The following is a 13,117-nucleotide window of genomic DNA, read 5'->3' on the forward strand; positions in this document are numbered from 1 at the left end:
GGCGATAAATGAGTCCCAGTCGTCATGGTGGTGACAACCCCTCGCCTAACCGCGTGCATAATAGTTCTTTGAAACGCTTCAGCAATTGAATGATTTTAAGTCTTTATGCGCTCTTTATATTGCCTAGCGGCCAAGTAGTTTTTTTGGGACATGTCCCAAAATCTACCGTATAGGGTGCGCGTGCAAGGGTATCATCTTTCACCGAAAATAGTTTCTAGTGTTAGGGGTTTTCGGTGGAAGATACCGATTTCCATGAGCTTGGACGTCAGCTCCTTACTGAGTTTGGCGGCATTCACCAGCGCGTTTCGCGCTTTGTGGACAAAGCTCTCAGCGGCGAGATGGCCGTCATGCGCGCCCTCATGCTCGCTGGCGGTTCGCTCACGCCGAGCGAACTCGCCGATCGTGCCTGGGTCTCGAGCGCCCGCATCGCCAATATCTTGCGCGCCCTCGAGGCCAAGGGTTGGATTGAGCGCGAGCACTCAAAGACCGACCGTCGTCGCGTACACGTCATAGTGACCGACAAGGGATTCCAGGATCTCGAAATCAAACGCCGGGAATTCGAGGAGCGCACCGCGGCTTTCCTCGAGCAGCTCGGCGAAACAGATACCCAAGAGATGGTGCGCCTTCTTAGACGTGCCAACGAAATTATCGACCGCAATCAAGAAAGGAGAGATGCCGAGTGAGGATTCTCAAGCTCTTTAAAAAGCATGTCCTGGCACTGTTCGCAGCTATCGTACTTATCGTAATCAGCTGCAACGCCGATCTGGCACTGCCTACCTACATGAGCGATATCGTCGACGTGGGCGTGCAGCAAGGCGGCATCGCCTCGCCCGTGCCCGACACCATTCGCGCCGAATCGCTCGACGACCTCGAACTCTTTATGAGCGCCAAAGACGCCAAGACGGTAGAGGCTGCGTTTGGCAAGGCTGACAAAAACGGCATTCGAACGTACAAGGGCACCGAGGAAGAGCGTGCCGATGGAGGCAAAATTACCGACATTATGAGCCTGCCCGAGACCGTCGTCCTTTCGCTCAACCAGGGCATCGACGCCGACTCCATGGGAGACATGACCGGCACGTCCAGCGAGAAAGACAGCGACGCCGCTCAGGCCATGCCCACGCCCGAGCAAATGGCAGCGATGACGCCCGAGCAGCTCGCCGAGATGCAGCAGAAGGCCGCAGCGGCGCAGAATATGCAAAAGCAGATCGACGCCGACGGCGGTAAGATCACCATGAAGGGTCTGCGTCTAGGCGTTGAAGGCGGCCTAATCGACCAGGGCAAGCTCGTCGAGGGCGCCAACGATATGGCGGACAAAATGGGCTCCATGTCGGGCTCCATCGTGACCCAACGCGCCGTGAGCTATGTGCAGGACGAGTACAAGGCACAGGGCATCGACCCCGCCGACGTGCAGAACGCCTACCTGGGCCGCATGGCGACCACGATGTTTGGGCTGTGTCTGGTGTCGCTGGTCGCCACCATCCTGACCGGTGCCGTTGCTTCGCGCACTGCCTGCTCCATCGCCCGCGACCTGCGCCGCGAGACCTTCAACAAGGTTATGCACTTCTCGCCGGCCGAGGTGGGCAAGTTTAGCCAGGCCTCGCTCATCACCCGCTGCACCAATGACATTCAGCAGATCCAGATGGCCGCAACCCTGTTTATCCGCATGTGTCTGATGGCCCCCGTCATGGGCATCGTCGCCGTCATGCGCGTCCTGGCCAACCATACCGGCCTGGAGTGGACCATCGCCGTTGCCATCATCGCGGTCTCGGCCGTCGTCGGCGTGCTCATGGGCCTCACCATGCCCAAGTTCAAAAAGATGCAAAGTTACGTGGACCGCGTGAACCTTACCGCCCGCGAGCTGCTCGACGGCCTTATGCCTATCCGCTCGTTCAACCGCGAGGAGCATGAGCTCGAGCGTTTTGACAAGGCTTCGCTCGACCTGATGACCACGCAGCTCTACACCAACCGAGCCATGAGCTTTATGATGCCGCTCATGATGCTCGTCATGAACTGCGTCACTGTGCTTATCGTCTGGTTTGGCGCGCAGGGCGTGTCCGACGGCGTGATGCAGGTCGGCAACATGATGGCGTTCATCTCCTACACCATGCAGATCGTCATGGCGTTTATGATCCTCACCATGGTTTCGGTCATCCTGCCCCGCGCCGAGGTCGCAGCCGAGCGCGTGGAAGAGGTCATCACCTGTCCCACGAGCATCAACGACCCTGTCTCACCCAAATTGCCTGCTGCCAGCGCGCCGCGCGGTGAGCTCACCTTCCGTGACGTGAGCTTCCAGTATCCCGATGCCCGCGCCGACGTCATTAGCGGCGTAAACTTCACCACGCACGCCGGCCAGATGCTCGGCATCATTGGTTCCACGGGCTCGGGCAAGTCCACGCTTGTACAGTTGATTCCGCGCCTGTACGACGTCACGGGCGGCAGCATTTCGCTCGACGGCATCGACGTGCGCGACATGACCCTCTCTGAGCTGCGCCGCCGCATCGGTTATATTCCGCAGCAGGGTCGTCTGTTCTCGGGTACCGTCGAGAGCAACCTCAAGTTTGCCGGCGACATGGTGAGTGACGAGGATATGCGCCAGGCAGCACACGTCGCCCAGGCGGAGGACTTTATCGCCGAGCGCGAGGACGGATACGACTCCCCCATTAGCCAGGGCGGCTCCAATGTCTCGGGCGGTCAGCGCCAGCGTCTGGCCATCGCCCGCGCGTTGGCCAAAAAGCCCGAGGTCGTGGTGTTCGATGATTCGTTTAGCGCCCTCGACTACAAGACCGACGCGCGCCTGCGCGAAGAGCTGGCCAAAAACGTCACCGACGCCGCGCTCGTGGTCGTGGCCCAGCGCATCGCGACCATCATGCACGCCGACCAGATCATCGTGCTCGACGACGGCCACGTGGTGGGCACCGGTACGCACGAGGAGCTGCTGCGCAGCTGCCCGGCGTACCTGGAGATCGCACAGTCGCAGCTTTCCGCCGAGGAGCTGGGGCTTACCCAAGAAGAAATTGCAGCCGTCACGGAAGGAGGCGAGCGCTAATGGCAGACGAGACCAAGACCCAAATTCCCAAGCCCACCCGTCAGCGTGGACCCATGGGCCGCATGGGTGGCATGCGCCGTGGCGAAAAGGCCAAGGACTTTAAGGGCACCATGAGGCAGCTGCTCGGCTATATCGGCCAGCACAAGATTGCCGTGTTTGCCGCCGTCGCCTTTGCCGTGTGCTCGGTCATCTTTAACATTGTGGGGCCCAAGGTGCTCGGCCAGGTTACGACCAAGCTGTTCGAAGGCCTGGTCGCCAAGGTCAACGGCACCGGCGACGTTGACTTTGACTGGATCGCCAAGACGCTCGGCTTTTTGCTCTGCCTGTATCTGGCGAGCTCTGTCTGCAGCCTGGTCCAGGGCTGGCTCATGACCGGCGTCACGCAAAAGATCTGCTACCGCATGCGCAAGGAAATCGCCGCCAAGATTGCCGTCGTGCCGATGAGCTACTTCAACGGTCACAGCAAGGGCGATGTGCTCAGCCGCATCACCAACGACGTCGATACACTCGGCCAGTCGCTCAACCAGAGCGTGACGCAGCTTATTACGTCCGTCACGCAGATTATCGGCGTGCTCGTCATGATGCTGTCGATCAGCCTGCCGCTCACCGGCGTCACCGTGCTCACGCTGCCGGCAGCCGCAATTATCTTGATGGTGATGATTCACTTCTCGCAGCCGTACTTCCGCGAGCAGCAGCAGGTCCTGGGCGCCGTCAACGGCATTATCGAGGAAGACTTTGCCGGCCAGAATGTCATTCAGGTGTTCGACCGCGCCGAGGCCTCGATCGAGGAGTTCGACCGTCAAAACGACCGCCTCTTTATTAGTGGCTGGCGCTCGCAGTTCCTGTCGGGCCTGATGATGCCGCTTATGAGCCTGGTGGGCAACATGGGCTACGTGGGCGTCGTCGTGGTGGGCGCACAGCTCGCGCTGACCGGCAATGCCACGCCCGGCGACATCCAGAGCTTTATCCAGTACGTTCGCAACTTTACGCAACCCGTGCAGCAGCTGGGCAACGTGAGCAACACGATGCAGTCGATGGCCGCTGCCACCGAGCGCGTCTTTGAGTTCTTGGCCGCGCCCGAGGAGGAGCAGAAGGCCGACGCGCAGATTCCCGAGAGGCGTCCCGGCCACGTGGAGTTCGACCATGTCAAGTTTGGCTACACACCCGACAAGACCATCATCCACGACTTTAGCTGCGAGGCGCAGCCCGGCCAGACCATCGCCATCGTCGGCCCCACCGGCGCCGGCAAGACCACGCTCATTAAGCTGCTGCAGCGCTTTTACGACGTGGACGGCGGTTCGCTGCGCGTCGAGGGCGTCGACGTGCGCGATTGGGACCGCGCGGCACTTCGCGGCGAGTTTGCCATGGTGCTGCAGGATACTTGGCTGTTTAACGGCACGATCCGCGAGAACATCCGTTACGGACGCCCCGACGCGAGCGATGCCGAGGTCGAAGCCGCAGCACGCGCCGCACGCTGCGACCACTTTATCCATACACTCGCCGGCGGTTACGACTTTATGATTAACGAGGAGGGCACTAACCTGTCGCAGGGTCAGCGCCAGCTCGTGACCATCGCCCGCGCCATTTTGGCCGACCGCCCGGCGCTGATTTTGGACGAGGCAACTTCCAACGTCGATACCCGTACCGAGGAACTCATTCAGCGTGCCATGGATGCGCTGATGCAGGGCCGCACGAGCTTTGTCATCGCGCACCGCCTGTCCACGATCCGCAACGCCGACGTGATCTTGGTGATCCGCGACGGCGACATCGTCGAGAAGGGCACACACGACGAGCTGCTCGCCCAGGGCGGCTTCTACGCGGACCTGTACAATTCGCAGTTCGACGAGGCGGCGTAAATTCTGCCGCAGGGAACGAATAACGCCCGAGAACGGGGGCGCAGGACAACCTGCGCCCCCGTTTTGTTTTGCAGCCCTCGAAACGCCTTCCCTGAGACCTCATTGACGGCGCTTTCCAGACCCTGTGGGCAAAAAATGGCAAATATGAGTACTGTTACTTTTTTAGTATCAGCCAAAACAGCCTCAAACGACCTCCTTGCGGCCTCTATACGCCTTCAAATTAATCAAAACGCCCGTTAGCGGGCTTCTGCGTGGCAATGTTAATGAACATATTTTTCACTTTGTCTATTATCTTGCTAGACCGATATGCTACTAGATTAGCAACCGTACTCATATTTGGCATTTTTTGCCCACAGGGTGTTTCCTGGGGAACCGACAATAGCCTTAGGGTCCCGCGCGACGCCACTCCCTCCCGGTATCCGCCGACGTTCCCCCATATAAAACCTGCCAAAATAAACCTGTCCCTTTTGGCAGGTTTCGGGGCGGCGAGGGGTTGCACTTTAGCGTGCGACAGCGGATAATGCCGAGCATTCGACAATACGCTTATTGCTCTTTCTGTAGATTGAGGAGGCCCCTATGGCCATGGAATTCAAACGCAAGTTGCCAATCCCCATGGAGATCCGCGAGGAAATGCCGCTTTCTGCCGAGCTTACCACCAAAAAGCAGGCATTTGACGCCGAGGTCGCCAAAGTCTTTACCGGCGAGGACGCACGTAAGGTGCTCATCATCGGCCCGTGCTCTGCCGACCGCGAGGATTCGGTGCTTGAGTACATGAACCGACTGGCCAAGACCGCCGAGGAGGTCAAGGACAAGCTCATCATCATTCCGCGCGTCTACACCAACAAGCCGCGCACCAAGGGCACCGGCTACAAGGGCCTGCTGCACAACCCCGACCCCGAGGCGCCCGATGACCTGCTCGAAGGCGTTAAGGCCATTCGCCATATGCACCTGCGCGTCATCGAGGAGACCGGTTTCTTTACCGCCGACGAGATGCTCTACCCGTCCAACTACCAGTACCTCGTTGACCTGCTGAGCTATGTTGCCGTGGGCGCGCGCTCGGTCGAAAACCAGGAGCATCGCCTGGTGTCGAGCGGCATTTCGGTGCCCGTCGGCATGAAAAATCCCACCGCTGGTTCCACCACCGTCATGCTCAACTCCATCTACGCTGCCCAGGCACATCAGAGCTTTATCTTCCGCAACTGGGAAGTTGAGTGCGACGGCAATCCGCTCGCGCATGCTGTCATGCGCGGCTACATCGGCCTCGACGGCCGCACCTACCCCAACTACCACTACGAGCACCTGGAGCGTCTGGCCGAGCGCTATACCGAGCACGCCGGCTACGCCAACCCGGCGGCGGTCATCGACTGCAACCACGACAACTCGGGCAAACGTCCGCTGGAGCAGTACCGCATTTGCAAGGAGGTACTCGACAGCTGCCGCCGCAACGAGTCCATCTCCAAGCTGGTCAAGGGCTTTATGATCGAGTCTTACCTTGAGGACGGCAACCAGCCGGTCGATGGCGGCGTCTTTGGCAAGTCCATCACCGATCCGTGCCTGGGCTGGGAAAAGACCGATTACCTCATCCACGAGATCGCGGAGCGTATTTAGAGTTACGCGGTTTTGCCAAACCGCGTAACGGCTCGACACTGCAAGCGCCCCTAGGCGGCAAGGTGACGTTCAATCGTCGGTCGCGTACCAAAGTACGCTTCCCTCCTCTTTCACGTCACCTTGATCGCTTAGGGGCGCTTTTGCTGACTTATGCTCAACCTGCAATTGTTTTGCTTTAGGTCGCCTATTCGCTGTAGCGGGTGGCTATGGCAGCTTGCACCATGCCGGCGCTCATGAGGTACGTCACCAGGAAGTAGCCACCATAGGCTGCCAGGAAGATCGCACAGGTGAGGCCCACGGTGCCGCCGATGCTCATATTTCCGAATATGCTCACCAGCTCGATGATCACCTTAAGTGCCACAAAGGAGTGCGCTAGGCCCACTGCCAGCGGGAACAGGAAGAATACCGCTTGCTGCGCCATCACCGAATGGCGAATCTGGCGGTCGTCGCAGCCGATCTGTGCCAGCACACGATAGCTGCGGCTGCCATCGGCCACGTTGGAGAGTTGCTGGATCGACAGAATCGCCGCGCATGCAACGACCAATACAAAGCCGATGTAGATGGCTAGGTAGCTAATAAGACCGTTCATTTGCGCTGCTTGCGTGTACATCTCGGAGCGTGTGATGAAGGTTCCCCACGACCCCGGCTTCTTGCCGTCAACGAGCAGATCGTCGAGCAGAGTGTATTTAATGCTCTCGTCTGCCTCGGTCGTATCCATCCCCTGTTTGTAGTTAACGAGCAGGCTACTGGAATACGGCTGCAGATTAAGTTGGGACAACAGCTCGTCGGCAACGACGACGGTACCCGGATTACTGCCCATCGCCGAGTTGGCGATGGCCGCCGTATCTTCGTCCGACTTATCGGTTGCGGGCTTGAGCGTATGCCCGCCCAAGGTAAGGGCATGGCCACCAGCCATATACTTGGTGTACAGGTCGACCAGCTCGCCGCCCATATCACACGTGAGCAGATACTGGTCGTGACCGATGTGCACCGGCTCCTCACCCATCATCTGACGCAGTTTGTTGTACTGGCTCGCCGGCGTCACAAACAGACCCATCGTATCGGCATTGCTACCCCCGAACGCCTTGGGAAGCTTTTCGCCCATGATCTTGCACATCTCACTTGGGGTCACCGAAGGATTCGAGCTGCCAAACGGGTAACTCAGATACGAATCGATCTGCACATGCTCACCGGCAACATCGGCGATATCGACCTTCTTGCCGGTCTCGTCGTTGTTGTCCGCCGAACTGTCCCTGCCGTGCCATGCGGGGTACAAATCGACCGTTGTATCGGCCGGCACCATGCGATCGGCTTCATCAGACGGATTGACGTACTCTTTGTAGTAGTCGAACGTATCGGGCGTGTAATAGACATACGTCTGAGACACGTCTACAGGGTTATAGCGCCCCAGGTTTTCGTTCATCACGTTGGCAATCGACATACCGCACGTCACCGAGGTGATGGCCAAAAACAGGAGCATCGCGATGACGCCCATCGAAAAGCACACCGTGTTGACCTTGGCCGCAAGCTGGCGCACGGTAAACATGTTGAGGCCGCGCCAATACACGCCGCGCAGGCTCTGCAGCAGCTTGATGAGCATGCCCGAGAGTCCCCAGAACAGGGCAAAGGTGCCCACGGTAACCATAGCGGTCGTAATACCAAACTGGTTCATGGCCTCTTGCAGCTTGCTGTCCGTCGCGGTTAGCGGGAACCCATCACGTAGCAGACGGTAATAGGCCACGCCCACAAGCGCCACGCCCACGGCAAAGATGGCAATCGCTATCCAGGGGTTGCGTGTCTTGATGCTCTCGTTGCGACGCTCGGCACCCATAAGCTCGATGAGTTTGGTGCGACGCACGGCGCGAAGGTTCAGCAGTAGCGTGAGCACAAACATTACGAGCATGCAGACAAGGGTCAGATTGAACGCATGCATCGAGAAAAAGAAGTGGAAATTGGCGATCTGTGTCTTAAAGAGCGAGGCCGTAAAGAACGTCATGAGCTGGGAGAGTCCCAAACCCAGCACAATGCCGGCGACAAAGGCCACCACCGAGACAATCACCGTCTCGAGCGCCATGATCGTGGCGACGCGCCCGCGCCCCATGCCGAGCACCTGGTACAGGCCAAACTCCTTCTTGCGGCGTTTCATGATGAAGTTATTGGCATACACCATTAAAAAGGCCATGACACCGGCCAAAAAGTACGTCAGGTCGCCGAGCATGCTGCCCATAACCTGCGCCAAGCCCTCTTCATCGATTCCGGCGATGTCGACCTGCATCGAGATGGTGTTAAAAGCATAGAAGACCGTGACGCCCAGGGTGAGCGTCAAAAGGTAGACGAGGTAGTCGCGGCCGGCGCGGCGGACGTTGCCCCAAGCGAGTTTACAGAGCATCGGAGCCCTCACCGCCCATCATGGCAACGACCTCCATAATGCGGTCGAAGAACTCTCGGCGGTCGGTGTCGCCGCGGCGCAGCTCGGTGAAGATCTTGCCGTCGCGAATAAACAGCACACGGCTCGTGTAACTGGCGGCAAAGCTGTCGTGCGTGACCATGAGCACGGTGGCACGTAGGCGGCGGTTAAGGGCCTCTAGGCTCTCGAGCAGCAGGCGAGCGCTCTTGGAATCGAGGGCGCCGGTGGGCTCGTCGGCCATAATCATGGTGGGGTCGGTGACGAGCGCGCGAGCCGCGGCAACGCGCTGCTGCTGACCGCCGGACATCTGGTAGGGATACTTGTCGAGCACCTGACTGATGGACAGGCGCGCTGCCACATCCTGCACGCGGGTCGAGATCTCCGCCGAGTTCATGCGGGCGATGGTGAGCGGCAGGGCGATGTTCTCGCGTGCTGTGAGCGTATCGAGCAGGTTGGAGTCCTGGAAGATAAAGCCGAGCTCCTCGCGGCGGAACTGCGAGAGCTTGGCCTGCTTCATGCGCGTAACGTCCTGCCCGTTGATGCGGATGGTGCCGCTCGTGGCGCTATCGATGGTCGAGACGCAGTTGAGCAACGTCGACTTGCCCGAGCCCGAGGCGCCCATGATGCCAACAAATTCGCCGCGGTTGACGGTAAAGCTGACGTCGTTGAGCGCGCGGGTCACGTTGCCCAGCGCTCCGTATACCTTTTCGAGATGCGCGACCTCCAGTACCGGGGTCGCCATGTGCGTGGTTTGCATACCGAGTCCTTTCTTGCGATTAGTCTACGGCATCTATAGTCGCAAGAAGCCGAGTCGGCTACCATCGATATGGCTTACGCTTGCCTTACCGTTGTGTAAGGTAGGGGTAGCTAGCCTGCCACGTGTTGATGTTGAGAGAGGACTCCTGTTGAAGACTGTTCATGTTGCCGCTGGGATCATTCGCAAGGATGGATCTGACGAGCTGCTTGCCGTGCAGCGCGGCTATGGCGACATGCAGGGACTTTGGGAGTTCCCCGGCGGCAAGCTCATGCGCGGCGAGACGCCCGAGGACGCCGTACGCCGCGAACTCATGGAGGAGCTGCAGGTCAAAGTCATCAACCTGCGTGATTTCTACACCGTTGAGTATGACTACCCCGATTTCCATCTCTCGATGGAGTGCTACTACTGCTCGCTGGCTAAAGAGTCCGACGAGCCCCAGAAGCACGACCGCCAGCTCGATATCCGCTGGATTCCGCGCACTTCGCTTGCCACGGTGGAATGGATGCCCGCCGATAAGGGGCTTATCGATGCTCTGATTGAGTTGAAGGAAGATCGGCTTGAGGCCAACGGCACTGCCAACGACGCCGAGGCCACCACGACCGACGAGCCCGCCACCAAACCCAAGCGCGCACCGAAGCGCCGCAGCAAAAAGCGTCCCAAGCCTGGCCTGCTGGACGGCATCGACACCTCGGACCTTTCCGCCGACGAACGTGAACTCGTGCGCCGTCGCGCCGCTATAAAAAAGTCCATGAAGGGCAACAAGCGCGCCAACACCAAGCCCGAGCTGCTCGTTCGCCAGCGCCTGCGCGCCGCAGGCCTTACGGGATACCGTCTGGAATGGAAGGTGCCCGGAAAGCCCGACATCGCCTTCCCCGGGCGCAAAATCGCCATCTTCGTCAACGGCTGCTTTTGGCACCGCTGCCCCAAGTGCAACCCCAGCCAGCCCAAGCGCAACGTTGAGTTTTGGGAGGCAAAGTTCCGTCGCAACGTCGAGCGCGACCGCGCTGCCGTGGCAGCACTCACTCAAATGGGCTGGACGCCCATAACCATCTGGGAATGCGAACTCAAGAAAGACCGCATCGATGCCACCATGGAAAAGGTCATCGAGCAGGTGCGCGCCGCAGAGCCGCAGCGCTAACAGCGAGCATTCACACGCTCCGCACGTCCGCGCCACGTCTACGTCACAAACCTTAGAAAGCCCTTAAGCCCAAAACCTTTCAAGAGTGTTACTCAATAGCCTTGACCTGCGGTTTCATCGTAACACCAAACCAGGTTAAGCCTTTCTTTAGCGCTTCTTTGCAGCAACCGCGGCATAATACTGCCAGCGCACGGGACCTAGCAGCACACCCCGTGCGCAATCTTTTGGTGGACATCGAGGAGGCCGCATAAGCATGCATTCTTCCAACGGCGCAGCACAGCAGCCATCCCTAAATCATGCAAACCTTTTCTCCTTCCCCCCGACACAGAGAAACGGCCTCCTCGACTCCCCCACCACAAAAGCCAAACGCTCAACCGACCAGAGCCACAACTTGCGAGCATCGTTCGAAAGGCTCCAAGTATCCCTAGACAAGGCGTTCCCCGAACAGGCAAGAGCAATCTAAGCCCATCGCGCTTTATACTGATGCCATGCGAAACATGGATCACATAGAATTGCACCGCGGAGGACGCGAGGAAGCGTTTCCCGAGACCGCCGAAGACTGGCCCTATATTGCCGAACGCGCAGAATTCGCTCGCTATCCGGGCAATTCCGTCCCCTGGCACTGGCATTCCGAAGTTGAGCTTTTCTACATGGAGCAGGGAGCGATTGACTATCGAACGCGCGCGGCTCATGAGCACGTACGCTTTGAGGAAGGGTCCGCCGGCTTTATCAACGGCGGCGTTTTGCACAGCACGCTGCAATCACCCAATTCGGCACCAGCCATTCAAATGTTGCATATCTTTCAGCCGTCGATGCTCGGCGATCCCGCGGGACGCCTTCAAAAGCGCTATATCAATCCTTTGCTGCAATGTCGAGGCGTCGATGTGCTCAAATGGTCGCCCACCAACCCCGACGATATGCCCTTTATCGATTTGCTAAAGAGTTCCTTTAACCACGACCTTCAACGGCCGCAGAACGAGATGGCGCTTCGGAATAGCTTGTCAGAGCTCTGGATTCAGATTTACGCCAAGGCCGAACCGCTCTTTTCCTCCGACAACGCCTCTTGGATGACCAACCGCGACGTACAGTTCAAGGCAATCCTGGACTATATCCGCGCAAACTATGCAGCCGCTATAGATGTGCCCCAGATGGCATCTGCAGCCGGCGTAAGCGAAAGAGAGTGTTACCGCATTATCGAAGCTTGCGCAGGAACGACCCCGGCGGCATATCTGCGCGCATACCGCGTAAACCGTGCTTGCGAACTTTTGGCACACACCACGCGAACGGTCCAGACAGTCGCGCGCCAATGCGGCTTTGCGACAGCAAGCCATCTTGGCCAGGTATTTAAAGAACAAATGGGATGCACTCCTTCAAGCTATCGAGCAGCGAGGCAGAATCTCGATAGCACCAGGCAGAAATCCCGCTAGCCCTTCTTCTGTCACTGCATCAAACTTGCAGGCAAACAACAGAGAGGAGCAATCATATGAAGCACTTTGACCATATCGTATTTGACGTTGATGGGACATTGGCAGATACAGAAGAAAGCGTTCTGTCATCGCTTGTCCAGATTGTCCAAGAAGAGACCAGCAAAACGCTCCCCCGACACGAGCTTGATTTTGCCCTCGGCATACCCGGCAAGGATGCCCTTGAGAAACTTGGGATCTACTCGCAGGCAACGCTGGATCGCTGGTGCCAAGTTGCCGCCAGCTTTAAAAGCACCATCAGCGTGTTTCCAGGTTTGCTTGAAGTCATCGCAACACTCGCCGATAGCGGCTGCAAACTTGGCATCGTCTCCTCACGTGCGCGCGACGAATACACAAAAGAAATTGCACCCCTTGGTTTTGATAAGTATTTTGAGCACATCATCCTTGTCGAAGACACAATCGAACATAAACCCGCACCCGCACCCATGCTCGAATATCTCCGGCGTACGGGCGCGAATCCTGGCAACGTCGTCTACGTTGGCGACACCGTCTACGACGAACAATGCGCAACTTCGGCAGGGGTCAGTTTTGCCAGAGCGGCATGGGGATCACACCAAGACATCCCAAACGCCACCTACAACCTCAAAACCCCCAACGACCTGCTAACCCTAACAACCAAGTAACCCCCGCGCCCCACCCTTTCAGCCCCAACGCCACAAGGGCGACGACCTCGAGTAGGTCAACCTGGGAGGGACGAGGGCTTAGTTCCCCAATCTTTCCGCAGGGGGCAAAAAGCCTCGCCGCACGAAGTGCGCAGCGAGGCTTTTTGCATGCCCGAGGACGATTGGGGAACTAAGCCCTCGTCCCTCCACGGGATATGT

9 protein-coding genes are annotated in these 13,117 nt (G+C 58.5%); 7 read left to right on the plus strand and 2 right to left on the minus strand.

Annotation, left to right across the window (positions count from 1 at the left end):
- Positions 1-233 precede the first annotated feature (233 nt).
- From ACGHEN_RS09210 to ACGHEN_RS09225, 4 genes are all read left to right on the plus strand, one after another.
- On the plus strand, positions 234-683 hold the full coding sequence (locus tag ACGHEN_RS09210; RefSeq protein ID WP_390398957.1) for a MarR family winged helix-turn-helix transcriptional regulator: 450 nt from the start codon (positions 234-236) through the stop codon (positions 681-683).
- On the plus strand, positions 680-3,046 hold the full coding sequence (locus tag ACGHEN_RS09215; protein ID WP_390398960.1) for an ABC transporter ATP-binding protein: 2,367 nt from the start codon (positions 680-682) through the stop codon (positions 3,044-3,046). The genes ACGHEN_RS09210 and ACGHEN_RS09215 overlap by 4 nt, the downstream gene beginning before the upstream one ends.
- Positions 3,046-4,902: an ABC transporter ATP-binding protein gene (locus tag ACGHEN_RS09220; protein ID WP_390398963.1), complete on the plus strand. Its 1,857-nt coding sequence runs from the start codon at positions 3,046-3,048 to the stop codon at positions 4,900-4,902. Before ACGHEN_RS09215 ends, ACGHEN_RS09220 begins: the two co-directional genes overlap by 1 nt.
- A 576-nt stretch (positions 4,903-5,478) precedes the next feature.
- Positions 5,479-6,510, plus strand: coding sequence for a 3-deoxy-7-phosphoheptulonate synthase (locus ACGHEN_RS09225; protein WP_390398965.1), 1,032 nt, complete (start codon positions 5,479-5,481; stop codon positions 6,508-6,510).
- Between the two features lie 184 nt (positions 6,511-6,694).
- On the opposite strand, the gene ACGHEN_RS09230 is transcribed toward ACGHEN_RS09225, so the two are convergent.
- Entirely contained in the window at positions 6,695-8,899 is a 2,205-nt protein-coding gene (locus tag ACGHEN_RS09230; protein ID WP_390398967.1) for an FtsX-like permease family protein, read from the minus strand.
- Complete coding sequence (locus ACGHEN_RS09235; RefSeq protein ID WP_304999771.1) at positions 8,889-9,674, minus strand: ABC transporter ATP-binding protein; 786 nt, start codon at positions 9,672-9,674, stop codon at positions 8,889-8,891. Before ACGHEN_RS09235 ends, ACGHEN_RS09230 begins: the two co-directional genes overlap by 11 nt.
- Before the next feature lie 148 nt (positions 9,675-9,822).
- Between ACGHEN_RS09235 and vsr the strand changes: the two genes are divergently transcribed.
- From vsr to ACGHEN_RS09250, 3 genes are all read left to right on the plus strand, one after another.
- The gene (gene vsr, locus ACGHEN_RS09240) at positions 9,823-10,812 is read left to right on the plus strand and encodes a DNA mismatch endonuclease Vsr (protein ID WP_390398968.1); all 990 of its coding nucleotides are present in this window, start codon (positions 9,823-9,825) and stop codon (positions 10,810-10,812) included.
- Between the two features lie 497 nt (positions 10,813-11,309).
- Complete coding sequence (locus tag ACGHEN_RS09245) at positions 11,310-12,239, plus strand: AraC family transcriptional regulator (RefSeq protein ID WP_158566328.1); 930 nt, start codon at positions 11,310-11,312, stop codon at positions 12,237-12,239.
- Between the two features lie 56 nt (positions 12,240-12,295).
- Positions 12,296-12,919: an HAD family hydrolase gene (locus tag ACGHEN_RS09250; protein WP_390398969.1), complete on the plus strand. Its 624-nt coding sequence runs from the start codon at positions 12,296-12,298 to the stop codon at positions 12,917-12,919.
- Positions 12,920-13,117: the final 198 nt, after the last annotated feature.

Origin of the sequence: Collinsella sp. i06-0019-1H4, assembly GCF_042849575.1 — a bacterium.
Lineage (GTDB): Bacteria > Actinomycetota > Coriobacteriia > Coriobacteriales > Coriobacteriaceae > Collinsella.

Bases quoted from the DNA above. Each gene is read 5' to 3' on its own strand.
- ACGHEN_RS09230 (WP_390398967.1), bottom strand. From the start codon at position 8,899: ATGCTCTGTAAACTCGCTTGGGGCAACGTCCGCCGCGCCGGCCGCGAC.
- ACGHEN_RS09250 (WP_390398969.1), top strand. From the start codon at position 12,296: ATGAAGCACTTTGACCATATCGTATTTGACGTTGATGGGACATTGGCA.
- ACGHEN_RS09235 (WP_304999771.1), bottom strand. From the start codon at position 9,674: ATGCAAACCACGCACATGGCGACCCCGGTACTGGAGGTCGCGCATCTC.
- ACGHEN_RS09220 (WP_390398963.1), top strand. From the start codon at position 3,046: ATGGCAGACGAGACCAAGACCCAAATTCCCAAGCCCACCCGTCAGCGT.
- ACGHEN_RS09225 (WP_390398965.1), top strand. From the start codon at position 5,479: ATGGCCATGGAATTCAAACGCAAGTTGCCAATCCCCATGGAGATCCGC.
- ACGHEN_RS09245 (WP_158566328.1), top strand. From the start codon at position 11,310: ATGGATCACATAGAATTGCACCGCGGAGGACGCGAGGAAGCGTTTCCC.